Here is a 16,253-nt window from a genome sequence, read left to right on the forward strand (position 1 = left end):
CGTGCGTATACTTCAGGCATGGATACGACCGCGCGTGCGACGGCCACGACTTCCCAGCGGCGGGGGCGTGGAGGACGGGAACGCATTCTGGCCGCCGCGGGCGTGCTGTTCGCGACCCAGGGCATCAACGCGACCGGCATGGAACAGATCGCGGAGGAAGCGCCGGTGTCCAAGCGGACGCTCTACGCACACTTTCGCACCAAGAACGATCTCGTCATCGCCCACTTGCAGGGCCTCGCACTGTCGGGAGCCACGCTGGAAGGAGTGCTGACCCGCGAGGACATCCCGCCGCGTGAGCGGATTCGCAAGCTGTTCAGCCAGTCGGTGGTGGACGCGGCTCCGGTGCGCGGATGTCCGTTCATCGATGCCGCAGCGGAGTTCCCCGACCCGGCGAGTGCGGTGCACGCCTACGCGCGGGAGCAGAAGCTGCGCATGGTGGAACTCATCGTCGCCTTGGTGACGGAACTGGGCTGTCGCGCCCCCCTTTCGCTCGCCCACCAGTTGGCCACCCTCGCGGACGGCGCGGCCAGCCGCGCCATGGTCCTGGACGAAGCGGACTACGGCCGACACGCGTGGGCGGCGGCGGAAGTCCTCCTCGATCAAGCTCTACCGGGAACGAGCTGACAAGGAAGGGCCTGCCCCGGACGGGAGCGGGGCTGCTCGCGAGGGTGAGGGGCCGGGCACGGCTCCCGGCTTTGACCGGACGGGTGGGCCAGGCTGCTGTCATGAAGACGAACATCGGGGTTCGCGGGGCGCTGGCCGGCCTTTTGCTGCCCGTCGCCGCACTCTTGGCCGCCTCGGACGCGGCGCTCGCACAGCCCAGCACGCCCGGGCCCGGTACCACCAGCACTGGCGCCGGTTCCGGCACCAGCTACTCCGTACCGTTCGAGGCCGCCCTGGTGGGAGTGTGGAAGGCGGTTCCTGGGGCCGGTGCCAAGCGGATCGACAGCGTGGAAGTGCGGGCTGACGGCACGTTCGAGCTGAGGTTCGTCTACTACTGCCCGCCGGGAGCGATGTGCTTCGTAGGGCCGCGCGCTCCGGATCGCGGCACGTGGCGGCGGAGCGGCGAGGACATCAGCCTCACGGGTGTGGCCGGCACGTACTCCGGGCGGGTGCGCGGCGACGTGATGGAGCTGGACGGTGAGGTGCTCCGTCGGGTCGACTCCCGCCGGTAGGTGTGCTGGTGAGCCGGTGTGCGCTGGAAGCGAAGGGGGCGGGGGTGCCTCGCTGGATGCAACCGGGCCGGTGGGCCCCGGGCGTAAGCGAAGAGACGGCCTCATCATCATCATCGAGTTGCAGAGTTGCGCAACCTATAAAGTGTGGTCATGAATGCGAATGACGGGGTGGGTTGGGAACTGGCCGTGCTCGACGGGGGCCCCGCGCACGGGTTGCGCATGCGGGTCGCCGGCCAGGCGAGGGTGCTCCAGGTGACGTACCCCTGCGCGGTGGAGCCGTCGCGGGGCGAGGTGGCGAGCGTCCATGCGGTGTTCGTCTATCGGCGGGACGCGCGGCGAGGTCTGCGGGGTGACGCGGGGGCCGACGCGGGGGGCGATGCATGGGGCGACGCTCTCGCTGGTCGGCCCGTGCGGTACGGCTTCGATCCGGCCAGCCCGTAAGTCCCGCCCCTGCCCGCCCGCTTGAGCGCCCTCGCCCCTTCCTTCCGCTCCGGCTCGCCGTGGAACATTCGTCCCCGCTTCCCCTCGCTGAACCAGGACGTCCTGACGGGACGCACCCGCGGGAAAGCTTGCTACATTGCGCAACTGTAGAACTGTTAGGTGGGGCGCGAGTCGGCTCCCCTCCAGTGAGCCGACTCTTTGGTGAGCCGAACGGACAAGGGGCGCGCGGATGGCAGGCAGTCGTAAGGCGTCGGGGCAGCGCCGCGGTGGTGGGGACGGGGCCCCTGGGTCAAGTCGGTCGCGTAGGCGCGGCAAGGCGAAGCCCTGGCTCGCGGTAGTGGTCTCGCTGCTCGTGCTGCTGGCGGCCGGGGCGGGCTGGATCTACATCAGGCTCGACGGCAACATCAAGACCTTCGCCGCCGACGGCGTCTCCGACGACCGGCCGGCCGCCTCGGCGAACGGCTCGAACGTGCTGGTCATCGGGACGGACGCGCGGACCGATGGCAACAGTGAACTCGGCGGCGGCGACAAGAGCGACATCGGCCGCTCCGACACCGCCTTCCTGCTGCACACCTACGCCGACCAGAAGCACGCCGTGGCGGTCTCGATACCCCGGGACACACTGGTCGACATCCCCGCCTGCAAACTGCCCGACGGCACCTGGACCGAGCCGCAGACCGACACCATGTTCAACGCCGCCTATTCGGTGGGCCGGACGGCCAAGGGAAACCCGGCCTGCACGCAGAACACCGTCGAGAAACTGACCGGACTGCGCGTCGACCACACCGTGGTCGTCGACTTCAAGGGGTTCGCGAAGATGACGGAGGCTGTGGGCGGCGTCCAGGTCTGCCTTCCCCAGGACGTCTACCAGCAGGACCTCAACCCGAACCGGTCCACTCGCGGTGCGCAGATCTTCGCCAAGGGGCCGCAGACCGTCTCGGGCCAGAAGGCCCTGGACTACGTACGGATCCGGCACGGCATCGGGGACGGCTCCGACATAGGCCGTATCAAACGCCAACAGGCCTTCGTCGCCGCCCTTTTGAAGAAGGTGAAGAGCGACGGCATGAGCCCCACCAGCCTGCTTCCGCTCGCCAACGCCGCGACGCAGTCGCTGACCGTGGACCCCGGGCTCGGCTCGGCCGACAAGCTGATCTCCTTCGCCCTGTCGATGAAGAACGTCGACCTCCACAACACCAAATTCGTCACCCTGCCGTGGCGCTATCAGGGAGCGCGGGTGGCGATCGTCCACCCGGACGCGGAGGCGCTGTGGGCCGCGCTCAAGGCCGACCGCACCCTCGATGGGCAGAGCACGGGCAGCCGTCAGGGGGGACCGGCCGGCGCCGCGTCCCCGTCGCCCGGAGCCGCCGAGTCGGTGTCCGGCCAGGGTGTCTCCGTCGCCGTGTACAACGGCACCACGATCACCGGTCTGGCCGCCCGTGCCGCCGACGAACTCAAGCGGCACGGCTTCACGGTCACCGGCACGGGCACGGCCCTCGTGCGCACCCAGACCAGAACGGTCATCGAGTACGGGCCCGGCGAGAAGGACCAGGCCGAGAAGGTCGCGCGGGTCCTGACCGATGCGGAGGCGACGGCCGCGGCCGCGCCCGGCGTCAAGGTGATCCTCGGCACGTCGTACGCGGCCGGCCCGGTGGCATCGACCTCCAGCGCGCCGAGTGCGGTGCCGTCCCACATCGCCGGGGGAGCGCGCTCGGCCGACGACGACCCCTGCTCCGACCTCTCGTACGGCTGACCCGTACGGCTGACCCGTACGACGGAGCCGTCACAGCCCGACGGGACGGCGCTTCGCACGCCTGGCGGCGGTCGGACGGGCTTCGCGTCGTATCTCAACTCGCAGGCCTACAGGGGTGGTTACCTGCCCCCACCTCGGCCGTCGTTCGGTTCCCCTTTAGGGTGACAGTACTCAAGCGACAGGAGAGGCGGACATGACGACTTTCGTCCTGGTTCCCGGTGGGTGGCACGGTGGCTGGTACTACTCCGACCTCGCGGACCGGCTCCGGGCCGCCGGGCACCGGGCGTTGCCCGTCACACTCTCCGGCATCGGCGAGCGCGCACACCTCGGTGCTTCGACGGTCAACCTCGACACCCACATCGAAGACGTTCTCGCCGTGTTGGCATTCGAGCGCGTCACCGATGCCGTGCTCGTCGGGCACAGTTACGCGGGCATGGTGATCACGGGAGTCGCCGACCGTGCGGAGCCGGGCGCGGTGCGGCGCCTGGTCTACAGCGACGCCTATGTGCCACAGGACGGCGATTCGTGCTGGGAACTCACCACGGAGGAGTTTCGGCGGCTGTTCCTGGAGGGCGCCATGGGAGACGGCATCTCGGTCCAGCCGCCGCCCGGTCTGGACGCCCGCACGACCGCGCACCCCCTCGCATCGTTCCTCCAGCGCATCACCCTCGGTGTCGGCGGGCTGGACCGGATCGCGACGCGGGACTACGTATACCTGTCCGGCTGGGCGGGCACGCCGTTCGCCGACGTGTACGAGAAGCTGTCCGCGGATCCCGGCTGGCGCACACACGTCCTGGAAAGCAGTCACAACGTCGTCCGCGACGCACCGGGCGAGTTCGAGGAGATCCTGCTGCGCGGGGAGTGAAGTGGTGCCCCGCGAAGGCGCGATGGCGCGACGGCATGCGGGTGGGCGAGAGTGCGGGCGGCGTCCTGGGTCTTCCGGGTCCGCGGTGTGATGGAGGCGGCGACGCACGGCTCACGCCGGGCGGACTCGTCGCCCGCCGCCCGCCGCCTCGGTCTCGCCCGGTGACCCGAGGCCCGTACCCCGGTCCGGCGGGCTCCTCAGCCGAAGGCCGAGTACGAGTCCTCGTCGCGCATGTGGGCGCGTCGCACCCCGCTCCAGTCCAGCGCCTGCCGTGCCTCGTGCTGCGTCTGCTCGGCCACGGTACGGGTCTCGGCGAGGACATCGCCGCGTTCGCGGACCAGTCGCTCGTAGATCGGGGGATGGGAGATCTGTGACGGGTTCATGATGCTTGATCTTTCCCGCTCGCCGTGGATCTGTCAGCCCGAGGGGCCGCCGATGCCCTGTGAGATCCGCCTCGGCCGGCCGGAGACCGCTTTGGAACGGGGCTCGGACGTCCCGTGGACGGCGTTCGCAGCATCGTCGGCTAGGGTGACGCGCTCGATGTCTGCGTGGGTTCGAGGGGGAGAGAACGCGTGAAGCGGAATGCGGTGTGGTTGGCGAGCTGCGCCATCACGGCAGCGGCCGCGCTGCTTTCGGGCTGCGGTGGTTCGGGAGCCGAGGCGAGCCCCGGTGGCACCGCGGGCGCGGCTCCCTCGGCGAACGCCTCCGGGGTCCGGCCCGTGCAGGCGATGTCGGACAAGGCCGCGATCGCGGAGCAGGTCAAGGACGCGGTGGAGACGCGACTCTCGCCGCACGAGGACTTTTTCGGCTCCGGCGGCAAGTCGCCCTGCTCGACGGCGTCGGCCAAGATGTTCACACGGCAGTGCGGGGCCGCGGCAGAAGCGACGAACGAGGACGCTTCGTTCGCCCTGGCACAGGCCGGTCGCCACGCGGGGTTCGCCGCTTTGCGTTCAGTGGCGCAGAAGATCCAGAAGTCCAGCGCCACGTACCGGCAGCTGGGCTGTGCGACGAATCCGGCCGAGGCCGCCACTCGCCATGCGTGCCTTGAGCCGGCCGCCGTCCTCGCCCAGGGCTTCCCGGACCTGCGCGACGGCGTCAACCTCGGCCTGGCCGGCAAGTAACACTCGGGTATGCCGAGTCCGGGTGCCGTTGCCTTGAGCGGCGTCGCCGGACGTCGGTGGTTCTCGGTCAAGTCGCCCTGCTGATACGTCATCTGACACACCGTCGGGTCGCCTCAGGACTTGCGTCGCCCGCGGAGGGCGAGACACGCGCCCTCGGGCCGGCCCGCAACGTCGTCACGGCGGGCCGGTCGGAGCGTCGGGCGGGGGAGCGAGGAGCGGCCGAGGATCCCCGGGCGTGACGTGCCCCGGGGGCGCCTCCCGGCCCTGCCTCAGCGTTCGTAGACGCCGGTCAGCCGGCCCCGGGCCAGTACGGGCCCGGTGACGGAGGACAGGAGGAGACGAGGCCGTGCCCGGTCCGCGGGCTTCGCGTGCACGCTGTCGTCCACGGGAGTCGCCAGGGCGAACAGCTGGAAGACGTAGCGGTGCGGCCCGTGACCCTTGATCGGGCCCGGCCCGTGGTAGCCGCGCCCGATGGTGGAGCGCATCAGCCGCACCCCGCGTCCCGGCTGCCGCGCGTCGAGGGCGCCGGGCTCCAAACGTTGGCACGTCGGGTCGATCAGGGCGACGCAGTGCACGGCGGGCCTGTTCAGGGGGATGTCGACGTCCTCCATGACGAGGAGGAGCTGCGCCGTGCCCGAGGGCAGCGGGGACCAGCTCAGGCGGGGCGACAGATCGCGGCCGCCGATGTGCTTCCCGCAGTGCTCCAGCAGCATGGCCTCGCCGTCGCCGAACTGGTCGCTGGTCAGCGACAGCCCTTCCGGGCCCGTCAGATGGGGGAGGTACCAGGCGGCCTTGGTCTCGTCCGCCCTGCGGTTCTTGAGAAGTCGTCCGAGCAGTGTCATCGCGTTGCTCCCAGTATGCCGATGATCTCGACGGTGGTGGTGGTCTCGCCGAGTTCGGGGAAGATTCGGGCGACGCTGGGGCGGTGGGCCTCGGCGTCGGGGTCGGTCATCGCGTCGGTGGCGAGGACGGCGTGATAGCCGTGGTCGGAGCCCGAGCGGGCGGTCGATGCAGGAGGGAGGCGATCGCGGCAACGAGGGCGAGGATCTGTCATGGGTCCGCTTTCCCCGTGAGTCCGCTTCCTCATGTTCCGCGTGTCTCCTTCGCGCGCTGCCGGCATCGGACCACTGCCGGCCGCCCCTGGATGTCGTCGATGCCGTCAGATGTTCCGGGCCAGCCGCTCGAAGAGCGGCGCGGCTGCCGCGAGCTGCTCCAGCTCGGCAGAGGTGAACTCGCCGCTGGTCAGGGCGCCGGCGATGAGCTCGGCTCGCGCGTTGCGCTTGTCGCTGAGCGCTTGGTGGCCCGCGTCGGTCACCGACATCACGCCACGCCTGCCGTCGTTGGGATCCGGTCGCCGCTCGACCAGGCCCCGGGCCCGCAACTCACCGAGCGTGGCCCCCATGGCCTGCGCGGTGATCTGCACCTGCCGGGCGAGTGCCGAAGAGGTGGTGGGGCCGGAACGGGCCAGCTGTGCCAGGGCGGTCCGCTCGGGCATCGACAGTCCGCCCTCGACCGGTACCTGGCGCACCCGTCGCACCAGCAGGCTGAGGCTCGCCAGCAGGGTCGACGCGACCTCACCGGGGTCCAGGTCATCGCTCATATACTAAGGCTACCTTATCAAGCTGCCTTACTGTATTTCCCTGGTCCTCGACGGGGTCGCGGATGCGGAAGATCCCGTACCGGGAACACCTGGTCACGTCGGCACTGTTGGATCGGGGGAGGGACCGGCACCGCGTGTTCGGGGAGGGGGACCGTACGGTCGTCCGTCCTGACAGGATCGGGCCCGGGACCGTGGCGCACCCAGCCGCGCAATCGCACCGACATACGCTTCTTAGCAGGAGGACTTCTCATGGCTGACCGGCCGTTGACGCTCATGGCAGTGCACGCCCACCCCGACGACGAGGCCACCGGAACCGGAGGAATCCTCGCGCGGTACGCGGCGGAAGGCATTCGCACGGTTCTCGTGACGTGTACCGACGGCGGTTGCGGTGACGGACCCGGAGGTGTCAAGCCGGGCGAAGCCGGGCACGACCCGGCGGCCGTCGCCGCGATGCGCCGCCGGGAACTCGAAGCGAGCCGCGACGTGTTGAAGATCAGCGACCTGGAGATGCTGGACTACGCCGACTCGGGAATGATGGGCTGGTCGAGCAATGACGCGCCCGGCTCGTTCTGGCAGACGCCCGTCGCGGAGAGCGCCGCCCGGCTCGCGGAACTCATGCGCCACTACCGGCCCGATGTGGTCGTCACCTATGACGAGAACGGCTTCTACGGTCACCCCGACCACATTCAGGCGAACCGCATCACGGTGGCGGCGCTGGAGATGACCGACCTGACACCGAAGGTGTACTGGACGACGATGCCCCGCTCGGCGATGCAGCGGTTCGGGGAGATCATGCGCGAGTTCGGCGACGACATGCCCGAGCCGGACCCGGCCGAGGCGGCCGAGATCGCCAAGATCGGTCTCCCGGACGACGAGATCACCACGTGGGTGGACACCGCCGCGTTCAGCGGCCAGAAGTTCGACGCTCTGGCCGCACACGCCAGCCAGGGCGAGAACATCTTCTTCCTCAAGATGGGCAAGGAGAAGTTCGGCGAGCTGATGGGGATGGAGACCTTCGTCCGCGTCCAGGACACCACCGGCGCGGCCGTACCCGAGAACGATCTCTTCGCCGGTCTGCGCTGATCGGCCGGCCCCGACTGTCGGCCCGGCGTTCGTCTCGCGGGAGCCGCAGCAGCGGGGGGTTCCGCAAGTGAATGCCCCGGGCGGCCAGTCGGCCAACGTTGACCGAAGATCGATGCCGCTGCGCGCGACGAGTTCACGCGCAGCGGTCGCCGTATCCGTGCTGCCTTGATGAGGCCTGCCGGGTTGATCAGGATATGGCTGAGTCGCTCGGCAGGCCGGGGCGAAGCTTGGGCTCAAGGAAGGTGGCGGGCGGAGCAGCGGCCCCGGAGCGGGGCGCGGCCGGACGCGGACGCGCCGACTCCGGGGAGCTGAAAGAAGGGACGTCGTTGTCCAGGGGACTGCTCGGATCTGTGGTCACCCGCCCAGTCTGCCGTACGTTCCGGCCCACCTCCATCCTGAATTGACCGGCTCGGCCGGGGAACGGTCGCTGGGCCGGTGTCGCGGACGGTCGTATGGCGGGTATCGCAGGCGGTCGTGAGGCCGGTGTCGCGGACCGTCGATGGTCGCTGTCGCGGACGGTGATCGGGCTGCTCGCGAAGCGGTCCGCGATGGGCCCGAGGTGAACAGCGAGACGCACGGTGGCGAGAGGGGACGTGAGTGAGTGGCGAAGTGGCTTGGCAGGGGCTGCCGTTGAGCCTGTTCAACCGGATTTGATCGGGTCTGGTCCACTCGGTGGAGGGGCTCGGGGGCGTGGCGTTCGGCCGGCGGCCGACGCCGGACAGCAACAGCGCGGGGTGGCTCGCCTGGCGTACCGCGCGAGGTCAGGACAGGAATCTCGCAGAGCTTCTGGGCGCTTCCCAGCTCTGGCTGCCCGATGGGCGGGGGTGACATCCGATAGCCGTGGACACTTCGGTGGGGCGAAGGGCTTTCGGCTGCGGCCGTTGGCGATGTCAACGCCGCGCAGCCGCCGGGTCGGTGAGCGCGCGGTGGGTGCGGCCGCCGCGATAGATGGAGACGCCGAGGGCGAGCAGCCAGTAGCTGAAGACGGCGCCCATCAGGGCGGTGGTACCCCATCCGTTCGCCGCGTAGAAGTGCGCGGGGTTGTTGCCGAAGAACAGCGAGGGCATGAACGCCACGTTGATTCCCGCCAGCACCAGGGCGGAGCGGCCCGCCCAACGCGGCAACAGGTTCGTTCGGGAGACTCCGTAGCCGACGGCGGTCAGGAACAGTGCCAGCATGAGGCGGCCGATCGTGCCGTAGAGGACGTAGGTTCCGCTGACGGCGATGGTCGGGTCGATCGGGTGATCGGCGGCGATGACCGCGCCGGCTTCCAGCCCGCTGGAGACCAGGGTGATCGTCGTGTAGACCAGCCCCGTGGCGAAGGCCGTCGTGCCGACCCACTCATGGGCGGGGCTCACCACCTTGACCAGCTCCCGGAAGGCCGTGGCGAAGACGATCAGGAAGGCCAGCGCGAGGATTCCGATGAGCAGTCGCGTGAGCACGTTCGAGCCCGGCGGCGGGCCTGAGTAGACGAAGTACAGCGGCACTTCGACGATGAAGGCGACTGCGGCGAGGATGCCCGCCAGGCCCGCCACGCGCCTTGCTCCACGTTCGTTCATGGTGTTCCCCCAGGTGGTGAGTCGCTCGTTGCCGGGTGGCTCCGATACGTGGATTCTGCTGCGCGCGGCACTCGTCGTCCCTGGGCCTGGACACCGGACGGGGTGTGCCTGTCAACACCCCTGAGAGTGCTGCCTGTTGGCGTTGGTGAGTACCTGAGTACGGATCTGAGTAGCGCGGCTCAGGTCCAGGGCCGGTCAGGAGTCGGAGGCTGAGGCCATGACAACACCTGCTGCCCTCAGTCACCCGCCCCTGCCGCCGGCGCCTCCGGTCCGGCCTGGGCGGCCGCGTTCCCGGCGCGCGTGGATCAGCGCGGCGGTCGGCGCCCTGGTCCTGGTATTTCTCGCCGGAGCGACGCACTGGTGGCCGAGCCGGAACGACGACCACTCCCCATGGGCCGGGAGGCCGCGCGTGACGGACGGTGCGGCGGGCATTTCGTACGCCATACCCGAAGGATGGAAGACCAACGACGGCAAGGATCTGATCCAGGCCTTCACTTCCTCGATCGCGACCAAGGGGCCCGATGGGCACGGCGGCGCTGTCGTACTGGCCGGGCGGGGCGGGCCCGTCGCGGAGTCGGCGCTGCGGCAGCGGACGGAGACAGCGGCGCGGTCCAACGCGGAGTTCTTCTACCCGGAGGCCAGAACGACGCTGGAGGAGTCCCGGGCTACGAAGGTGAGTGGTCGCTCCGCGTACACGGTGGTGCTGAGCGTGCGGGACGAGAGCGGGCGGGCGGGCCGGATTCGCCTCACCCTCGTCACGCGGAGCAGCGAGCAGTCGGCCTTCCTCCTCGGTATCACCGAGTCGCCGGAATCGACCGGCAGCGGCGAGGTCGACTCGGTCCTGGCCGGCGCCGCACTGCGGTAGCGGCGCGAGCCGGCTGAAGCCGGTCGCCCCGGCCGGTCGGCGGCCCCGCACAGCGCGGGCAGGCCGGTCTCGTCGACGGCGCGGGACGGCCCGGCTGGATCTACTTGCTGGAGATGCTCCAGCCGGCACCGCCCGCCGGGGCCTCGACGCCGAGGTCCGCCCAGCTGGTGTCACTGATCTCGAAGACGTCGAGAAGGTAGGCGGAGATCGTGTCGGCGACGAGGGCGACACGGGAGGGGTCCTCGTCGCTGGTCTCGGCGACCATCTCCCCGGCGAGTCCGCCGAGGGTGTGCTCACCTTCGGCGATGGTGAGGAGGCTCTTGGGGGACGGGCTGAGGTGATAGGCGTCGGTGAACCACTCGGGCCCCCGGGTGGAGAGCTGCGACTGGTCCTTGCCGCCCGCGATGATCAGGGCAGGGGTGGTCATGGCGGAGTAGTCCGGCCTCATGAACGGAAGGTGTTCGGCCGCGAACGGGGTGAGGGTGTCGCCGGTGCCGGTCGCGGCGATCAGGGCGCCGGCCGAGACCGCCGGGTGGGAGAAGTCCTCTCCTGGAGTGCCGTCGGCACCGAACACCCGAGCGCCGAGTATCGCGCCGGCGGTCTGGGCGCCCCAGGAGTGGCCGACGACCGCCACGCGCTCCCGGTCCACGCGGGGCCCCAGGCCGTCGACCTGGACGACGATGTCGTCGAGGCGGTCGAGCACCGCGTGGAGATCGGCGATCCGAACACGCCAGATGGTGGCGAAGCGCGGATCCTCCCACCCGATTCCGTTGCGGCGGGAGTCCAGGTGGGTGGGCTGCACGACGACGAATCCGGCGCCGGCCCACCGGTCGACGAGGGGCTCGTATCCGTCCAGGGACCATGCGTTGCCGTGGGAGAACACGATGATCGGCAGGTTCTGGCCCGACAGCGGGGCGGTGACCTTCACCTGGAGTTCGGCGCTGCGGTCGGGGGCGGGAACGGTGATCGGCTTGACCGCGACGATCCGCTGGTCGAGGAGGCTGGAAGACATGGGGGACCTGCGCTTTCCCGAGGAGCGCTCTGCCATACTTTGGCGGAGCGTCGTTCCGCCAACTTAGCGGAACATTGTTCCGCGAGTAAAGGAGGGTCCCGTGCGGGAACCGGTCGGAGTGCGCCGAGCGCAGGCGGAACGCACCCGCGACGCCGTGCTGGCGGCAGCGGCGGCGGTCTTCGTGGAGCAGGGCGTCCAGGCCCCGGTCCGCGACATCGCGGAACGGGCCGGCGTCGGCGTCGGCACCCTCTACCGGAACTTCCCGACCCGGGCGGACCTCGTCACCGCGGTCTACCGGCACCAGATCGACACCTGCACCGCGCTCGCGGCCCGGCTCCTGAAGGAATCCGCCTCCCCCTTCACGGCCCTGACCCGCTGGGTGGACGCGTTCGTGGAATTCCTGGTGACCAAGCACGGCCTCGGTGCGGCCCTGGGGTCCGGGGATCCGGGCCTTGAGAACCTCCATGCCCTCATGCTCGACACCCTGGTCCCGGCCTGCGCGACGCTGCTCGATGCCTGCGCCGCGGCCGACGAACTCGGCGCCGACATCACCGCCTACACACTCATGCGGGCCATCGGAAACCTCTGCATCACCGGACCCGACTACGATCGGGCCGATGCCGAGCGGATGGTCGCGACGCTCCTCGCCGGGTGCCGCCGCACGGCATAGCGGCAGGGCGCGGCTGCCTCGACCGTCCCCCGTGGACGCACGGCGAGCCGCCGGCCAAGGAGCACCCCGCCCACCGCGCCGCAGTGCCGGGGCGGGGTTGAAGTCCGGCAACGCGGAGGGGAGTTGACCACGGAGGCGGTTTCGGCTCTGCTTCTGGGATGTCCACTCTTCACATCCGCCGGCCCGAGGACGACGCCGCCCTGGCGGACTGGCGCCACGTGCACAACGTCGTCGTCCCCGCCCACTCCCTCTCCTTGGACGACGTACGGGAGCGGGCCACGCGCAACCACCTTGAGGTCGCCCATCTCGGCGGCGAACTCGTGGGATGCAGTACGGTTCGGCCGCCCGGGGCCGACTCGGACACGGCCACCGTCATCGCGCGCGTCCTCCCCGCGTACCGCAACCGGGGTTTCGGCGCGGAGCTCTACTCCCGAGGCCTGCGAGAGGCCCGGGAGCTGGGGGCGAAGGGGATCGAGACGGTCGTCCTGTCGTCCAACGAGGACGGACTCCGCTTCGCTCTGCGCCAGGGATTCACGGAGATCGACCGCTATCTGCTCCCGGGCGACACCGTGCCCTGGATCGACCTGCGCCTCTCCTGACCGCGTGCCGGGGGTGACGTGCAACGGCTGCCGGTCCGGTTCGGGGATCAGGACCACGGCGGCACGGACAGCGGCCTTCCCGTCTCGATGTAGGTCTTGAGGTTGGACAGCACCGCCGCCCAGCCCCCGGCCGCCTGGCGGAACTCGGCCTCGTCCCGCAGGTTTTCGTGGGTGACCGTGAGCTGGACCGTGCCGCCTACGGGCTTGAGGTCGAAGGTCACCGTGGAGGGGCCGTTCGGGCTGTCGTCGTCGGGACCGGCCCAGGTCATGACCAGACGCTTGGCCGGAACGGCTTCCATGACGGTGCCCACCACGTCGGCGACGCCGGAGCCGTCGACGCGGCGGTGCTCCCAGGCGGAACCCGGCTGCCAGTCGGAGATGTTGCTGTGGCCCCAGTAGGCGGCGGACGTGTCGGGGTCGGTCAGAGCCGCCCACACCTTCTCCGGGGTCGCCTCGATGTAAGTGGTGTAGACGAACTGCGGTTTGGCGGACATCGCGTGCTCGGCTTTCTGTTTGAGGGCGCTCAGAGCCCGCAGGCGCGGGTGCTCGAACTTGTCGATCCACCGCTCCTGGATCTCGTGGAGCGGCACAGGGTTGAGGTAGTGGAGTTTCTCCCGGCCCCTTCTGACCGTGCTGACGAGGTTCGCGGCCTCCAGCAGGCTCAGGTGCTGGGTGGCGGCCTGGCGGGACATCGCCAGGCCGTCGCACAGCTCGCTGAGGCTCTGGCCGTTGTTCTCGTGCAGCCGGTCCAGCAGACGCCTACGGGTCACGTCGGACAGGGCCTTGAAGACCCTGTCCATCTCATCGCTCACACCTACCATCATGCAAGTATTTACTTGCATGTCAACCGGAGGCCGACTCGGCTCGGCCCAACCCCGCGTGGGTCGCCGCCTCCGCGCTGTCGTGCCGACCCCGTTGGCGACTCGGCTCCTGGCGGTCAAGAGGGCCCCGGGGGTCCGGCGGTACGTCGGCCTGAACTGACCGCCTGCGCACACCGTGTTGTCCGTACTACTGCCGTGAGCCGACCGTCTGCCGAGCGCGAGGTCGCTCCGTCTCGGTGAGCGTCCCATCAGGGGGAGCGCGCCGACAACTCGCCGAGGAGTGGGCCGCGTCCCGGAGGCAGGTGTGTCGGTCACCCCGGGATTCGGGCGCCTGATTCGGACAAAGGGAATTCCGGTGTCTACGGCACCGGTGCTTGGGAACGCGTATATCTACGTGCCGGTGGGCTTGTGATCCACGCTTGATCCACGCGTGATCGACGCTCGCGCTCCCGCCGGCACCCACCGAGTACGCAACAGACCCGATGGAATCTGGGGGCGGTAAGTGGGGAGAGTCCGGACCCGCGCAGGGGAGTAGGGCGATGTCCGTCCCTGCCTGATCCGCCCGTCCACACCTGACCGAGTGCCCGCCCACCTTCGTGGGGCGCTCATGCCACCTCTCGCCCCCGCCCCCTCACGCTTCTCACCCGTCTCCTTCGGGCGTTCCGCATGGTCTCTCAATCAAGCTGAACCAAGGAGTGACGTCATGTCCTTAATGGACGGTCGGCTCGACGAAGCGCCGACGATCAACCTGCTCGACTGCACGCTGCGCGACGGCTCGTACGCCGTCGACTTCCAGCTCGACGAGGGGTTCGTGACGAACCTGCTCACCCGGTTGAACGACATCCCGGTGGCCAAAGTGGAGGTGGGCCACGGAATCGGCCTTGAGGCCGAGCGCAGTGGGATCAAGGCGTGCAACATCGGCCACTACCGGTGGGCCGAGATAGCGACGGCCACCCTGACCGGCAAGCCCTGGGGGATGTTCGCACAGCCCGAGTTCACCCGCCTGAGCACCGTCGCGGACCTGAGTGACCGGGGCATGTCCTTCATACGGATCGGAATGGAGCCGGACCGGGTACCCGAGCACCTCGACTACCTGCGGCGCGCCACCGAGCTGTGCGGAGAGGTCTATCTGAACCTCATGAAGTCGAGCGCCACGCCGGTGCGTGAACTCGTGCGGCTGCTCGACGGGCTGCCCGCCGACATCGCGGGCGTCTACGTCGTGGACTCCTACGGCGCCATGCTGCCCGCCGACGTGCAGAGGTATGTGAGTGCCGTCCGTCAGGACTTCGCGGTCGTCGGCTTCCACGGGCACGACAACCTCGGCATGGCCAACATCAACAGCCTCACCGCCCTGCAAGCGGGCGCCACCATCGTCGACGCCACGCTCGACGGCATCGGCCGGGGCTCGGGCAACGCCGCCATCGAGTCGGTGGCCGGGGCCCTCAAGATCCTCGGATCCGACCGCTTCGACTACGCGGAACTGGCGAAGCTCGCCGCGTACTGCCGGGCGAACATGGTGCCCCTCCCCGAGGACCGCACCATGCAGGTCCTCGGCGCGGTGATCGGCATCCACTCGGGCTTCTTCCCGCTGGTGGAACAGCTCGCGGGGGAGTACCACGCGGATCCGGCGCGGCTGATGGAGACGGCGGTCGAGATCGCCGATCACAGCCCGCGCAAGGACGACTTCCGGATCGCCGCACACCAGATCTCCGCCTGAGACACGTGCAGTTGACCACCCAGCAGATCGGTGGGCCGGTTCCGGTCCGCCCTCCCGTGGGAGACCACCATGAGAATCGCCAAGTCGATCAACTCCGCCTCCGGCCCCGGCATCTCCGTCGGCCATGCGGAACAATGGTTCGCCCTGTCGGACCTCAAGGGCTATGAGGACGTCACCCGGATCAGTGAGCTGGTGCGGGACGACGCGAACCTGCGGTCGCTGAAGGATTCCGTCGAACGGCAGGCGGCCGAACTCACCCCCGTCCGGCCGGACTTCGAGCAAGCCGCCACGATCGTCGACCCGGGCTCGGACATCTGGGGAGCCGGTCTCAACTACCGTCGCCATTCGGAGGACTTGGAGTCCGAGCAGCCACGCTCCGGCCCCGGCTCCTATCTGCGTCCCGCCAACTGCCTCATCGGGAACGGCGGTTACATCGAACTACCCCGGCAGTCCGGACGGGTGACGGCGGAGGCGGAGCTGGGGCTCGTCATCAAAACCCGCTGCAAGAACGTGGACCGCTCCGAGTGGCGCTCCGTCGTGGCGGGCGTCACCGCCGTCCTCGACATGACCGCGGAGGACGTGATCCGCGAGAATCCCCGGCACATTCCGTGGGCCAAGGGATTCGACACCTTTTGCAGCGTCGGGCCCGTCCTGGTGACCCTGGACGAATTCAGCGATGCCGACCTCGCCTCGCTCCGGATCGCCACCGTGTGCAACGAGGAGACCGTGGCTGCCGCCACGCCCGCCGACATGAAGTTCGGCCTGGACCGTCTCGTGGAGTACTTCAGCGCCGGACGAACCCTCGAACCCGGCACCGTGATCTGCACCGGAACCCCTGGTGCCGTTCCGCTCGACGCCGGCGACACGGTGCGGGCCGTCGTGGAGCACGTCGGCACCCTGACCCACCCGGTGCGCAAGGACGAGGCACGCCCCCAGGAGATCCGGCGCCTCACAACGCACAGCGAAGGAGGCTGA

General features: G+C 69.6%; 18 protein-coding genes and 1 pseudogene. 12 read left to right on the forward strand and 7 right to left on the reverse strand.

Annotated elements, in window-relative coordinates:
• The first annotated feature begins 18 nt into the window (after positions 1-18).
• The 5 genes from ACFYNP_RS11480 to ACFYNP_RS11500 all read left to right on the forward strand — a co-directional run bounded on the left by ACFYNP_RS11480 (position 19) and on the right by ACFYNP_RS11500 (position 4,231).
• Complete coding sequence (locus ACFYNP_RS11480) at positions 19-624, forward strand: TetR/AcrR family transcriptional regulator (RefSeq protein WP_388410314.1); 606 nt, start codon at positions 19-21, stop codon at positions 622-624.
• A gap of 101 nt (positions 625-725) precedes the next feature.
• Positions 726-1,175, forward strand: a complete 450-nt coding sequence (locus ACFYNP_RS11485) for a hypothetical protein (RefSeq protein WP_388410312.1) — start codon at positions 726-728, stop codon at positions 1,173-1,175.
• A 150-nt stretch (positions 1,176-1,325) separates the two neighbouring features.
• The gene (locus ACFYNP_RS11490) at positions 1,326-1,616 is read left to right on the forward strand and encodes a hypothetical protein (RefSeq protein WP_388410309.1); all 291 of its coding nucleotides are present in this window, start codon (positions 1,326-1,328) and stop codon (positions 1,614-1,616) included.
• A 229-nt stretch (positions 1,617-1,845) separates the two neighbouring features.
• Positions 1,846-3,366, forward strand: coding sequence for an LCP family protein (locus ACFYNP_RS11495; protein WP_388784825.1), 1,521 nt, complete (start codon positions 1,846-1,848; stop codon positions 3,364-3,366).
• A 193-nt stretch (positions 3,367-3,559) separates the two neighbouring features.
• Positions 3,560-4,231 (forward strand): alpha/beta fold hydrolase, encoded by a 672-nt coding sequence (locus ACFYNP_RS11500; protein WP_388784826.1) that lies wholly within the window; start codon positions 3,560-3,562, stop codon positions 4,229-4,231.
• Positions 4,232-4,428: 197 nt separating this feature from the next.
• Here ACFYNP_RS11500 and ACFYNP_RS11505 read toward each other — a convergent pair whose 3' ends face one another.
• On the reverse strand, positions 4,429-4,614 hold the full coding sequence (locus ACFYNP_RS11505; protein ID WP_388784827.1) for a hypothetical protein: 186 nt from the start codon (positions 4,612-4,614) through the stop codon (positions 4,429-4,431).
• A 189-nt stretch (positions 4,615-4,803) separates the two neighbouring features.
• On the opposite strand from ACFYNP_RS11505, the gene ACFYNP_RS11510 reads away from it, so the two are divergent.
• Entirely contained in the window at positions 4,804-5,352 is a 549-nt protein-coding gene (locus ACFYNP_RS11510) for a hypothetical protein (protein ID WP_388784829.1), read from the forward strand.
• A gap of 269 nt (positions 5,353-5,621) precedes the next feature.
• Here ACFYNP_RS11510 and ACFYNP_RS11515 read toward each other — a convergent pair whose 3' ends face one another.
• The 3 genes and pseudogenes from ACFYNP_RS11515 to ACFYNP_RS11525 form a co-directional block, all read right to left on the reverse strand.
• Positions 5,622-6,194, reverse strand: coding sequence for a YbhB/YbcL family Raf kinase inhibitor-like protein (locus ACFYNP_RS11515; RefSeq protein WP_388784831.1), 573 nt, complete (start codon positions 6,192-6,194; stop codon positions 5,622-5,624).
• Positions 6,191-6,361 (reverse strand): annotated as a pseudogene (locus ACFYNP_RS11520) (isochorismatase family protein); the annotation flags it as partial. The gene ACFYNP_RS11515 and the pseudogene ACFYNP_RS11520, both read right to left, overlap by 4 nt.
• Positions 6,362-6,511: 150 nt before the next feature.
• Complete coding sequence (locus ACFYNP_RS11525; RefSeq protein WP_388784833.1) at positions 6,512-6,952, reverse strand: MarR family winged helix-turn-helix transcriptional regulator; 441 nt, start codon at positions 6,950-6,952, stop codon at positions 6,512-6,514.
• Between the two features lie 249 nt (positions 6,953-7,201).
• Between ACFYNP_RS11525 and ACFYNP_RS11530 the strand changes: the two genes are divergently transcribed.
• A complete protein-coding gene (locus ACFYNP_RS11530; protein ID WP_388410289.1) occupies positions 7,202-8,035 on the forward strand; it encodes a PIG-L family deacetylase in 834 nt (277 codons plus the stop codon).
• A gap of 890 nt (positions 8,036-8,925) precedes the next feature.
• Here ACFYNP_RS11530 and ACFYNP_RS11535 read toward each other — a convergent pair.
• Positions 8,926-9,594: a hypothetical protein gene (locus ACFYNP_RS11535; RefSeq protein WP_388784835.1), complete on the reverse strand. Its 669-nt coding sequence runs from the start codon at positions 9,592-9,594 to the stop codon at positions 8,926-8,928.
• 409 nt (positions 9,595-10,003) lie between these two features.
• Here ACFYNP_RS11535 and ACFYNP_RS11540 point away from each other — a divergent pair, with 409 nt between their 5' ends.
• Positions 10,004-10,459 (forward strand): hypothetical protein, encoded by a 456-nt coding sequence (locus ACFYNP_RS11540; RefSeq protein ID WP_388784837.1) that lies wholly within the window; start codon positions 10,004-10,006, stop codon positions 10,457-10,459.
• 100 nt (positions 10,460-10,559) lie between these two features.
• Here ACFYNP_RS11540 and ACFYNP_RS11545 read toward each other — a convergent pair whose 3' ends face one another.
• Positions 10,560-11,471, reverse strand: coding sequence for an alpha/beta hydrolase family protein (locus ACFYNP_RS11545; protein ID WP_388784839.1), 912 nt, complete (start codon positions 11,469-11,471; stop codon positions 10,560-10,562).
• A 100-nt stretch (positions 11,472-11,571) separates the two neighbouring features.
• Between ACFYNP_RS11545 and ACFYNP_RS11550 the strand changes: the two genes are divergently transcribed.
• Together ACFYNP_RS11550 and ACFYNP_RS11555 are read left to right on the forward strand one after the other, a co-directional pair.
• Positions 11,572-12,141: a TetR/AcrR family transcriptional regulator gene (locus ACFYNP_RS11550; protein WP_388784841.1), complete on the forward strand. Its 570-nt coding sequence runs from the start codon at positions 11,572-11,574 to the stop codon at positions 12,139-12,141.
• 158 nt (positions 12,142-12,299) lie between these two features.
• The gene (locus tag ACFYNP_RS11555; RefSeq protein ID WP_388784843.1) at positions 12,300-12,740 is read left to right on the forward strand and encodes a GNAT family N-acetyltransferase; all 441 of its coding nucleotides are present in this window, start codon (positions 12,300-12,302) and stop codon (positions 12,738-12,740) included.
• Positions 12,741-12,787: 47 nt separating this feature from the next.
• Here the strand turns inward: ACFYNP_RS11555 and ACFYNP_RS11560 are convergent, their stop codons facing one another.
• The gene (locus ACFYNP_RS11560; RefSeq protein ID WP_388785279.1) at positions 12,788-13,540 is read right to left on the reverse strand and encodes an ArsR/SmtB family transcription factor; all 753 of its coding nucleotides are present in this window, start codon (positions 13,538-13,540) and stop codon (positions 12,788-12,790) included.
• A 724-nt stretch (positions 13,541-14,264) separates the two neighbouring features.
• On the opposite strand from ACFYNP_RS11560, the gene ACFYNP_RS11565 reads away from it, so the two are divergent.
• Together ACFYNP_RS11565 and ACFYNP_RS11570 are read left to right on the forward strand one after the other, a co-directional pair.
• A complete protein-coding gene (locus ACFYNP_RS11565) occupies positions 14,265-15,278 on the forward strand; it encodes a hypothetical protein (RefSeq protein ID WP_388784845.1) in 1,014 nt (337 codons plus the stop codon).
• Positions 15,279-15,347: 69 nt separating this feature from the next.
• Positions 15,348-16,253, forward strand: a complete 906-nt coding sequence (locus tag ACFYNP_RS11570; RefSeq protein WP_388784846.1) for a fumarylacetoacetate hydrolase family protein — start codon at positions 15,348-15,350, stop codon at positions 16,251-16,253.

Origin of the sequence: Streptomyces sp. NPDC006691 (assembly GCF_042869955.1) — a bacterium.
Lineage (GTDB): Bacteria > Actinomycetota > Actinomycetes > Streptomycetales > Streptomycetaceae > Streptomyces.

Excerpts from the sequence above, each read along its gene's own strand:
- ACFYNP_RS11545 (WP_388784839.1), bottom strand. The coding sequence starts at position 11,471 with ATGTCTTCCAGCCTCCTCGACCAGCGGATCGTCGCGGTCAAGCCGATC.
- ACFYNP_RS11480 (WP_388410314.1), top strand. The coding sequence starts at position 19 with ATGGATACGACCGCGCGTGCGACGGCCACGACTTCCCAGCGGCGGGGG.
- ACFYNP_RS11500 (WP_388784826.1), top strand. The coding sequence starts at position 3,560 with ATGACGACTTTCGTCCTGGTTCCCGGTGGGTGGCACGGTGGCTGGTAC.
- ACFYNP_RS11505 (WP_388784827.1), bottom strand. The coding sequence starts at position 4,614 with ATGAACCCGTCACAGATCTCCCATCCCCCGATCTACGAGCGACTGGTC.
- ACFYNP_RS11525 (WP_388784833.1), bottom strand. The coding sequence starts at position 6,952 with ATGAGCGATGACCTGGACCCCGGTGAGGTCGCGTCGACCCTGCTGGCG.
- ACFYNP_RS11490 (WP_388410309.1), top strand. The coding sequence starts at position 1,326 with ATGAATGCGAATGACGGGGTGGGTTGGGAACTGGCCGTGCTCGACGGG.
- ACFYNP_RS11570 (WP_388784846.1), top strand. The coding sequence starts at position 15,348 with ATGAGAATCGCCAAGTCGATCAACTCCGCCTCCGGCCCCGGCATCTCC.
- ACFYNP_RS11515 (WP_388784831.1), bottom strand. The coding sequence starts at position 6,194 with ATGACACTGCTCGGACGACTTCTCAAGAACCGCAGGGCGGACGAGACC.
- ACFYNP_RS11485 (WP_388410312.1), top strand. The coding sequence starts at position 726 with ATGAAGACGAACATCGGGGTTCGCGGGGCGCTGGCCGGCCTTTTGCTG.
- ACFYNP_RS11560 (WP_388785279.1), bottom strand. The coding sequence starts at position 13,540 with ATGGACAGGGTCTTCAAGGCCCTGTCCGACGTGACCCGTAGGCGTCTG.
- ACFYNP_RS11495 (WP_388784825.1), top strand. The coding sequence starts at position 1,846 with ATGGCAGGCAGTCGTAAGGCGTCGGGGCAGCGCCGCGGTGGTGGGGAC.
- ACFYNP_RS11535 (WP_388784835.1), bottom strand. The coding sequence starts at position 9,594 with ATGAACGAACGTGGAGCAAGGCGCGTGGCGGGCCTGGCGGGCATCCTC.
- ACFYNP_RS11530 (WP_388410289.1), top strand. The coding sequence starts at position 7,202 with ATGGCTGACCGGCCGTTGACGCTCATGGCAGTGCACGCCCACCCCGAC.
- ACFYNP_RS11565 (WP_388784845.1), top strand. The coding sequence starts at position 14,265 with ATGTCCTTAATGGACGGTCGGCTCGACGAAGCGCCGACGATCAACCTG.
- ACFYNP_RS11555 (WP_388784843.1), top strand. The coding sequence starts at position 12,300 with ATGTCCACTCTTCACATCCGCCGGCCCGAGGACGACGCCGCCCTGGCG.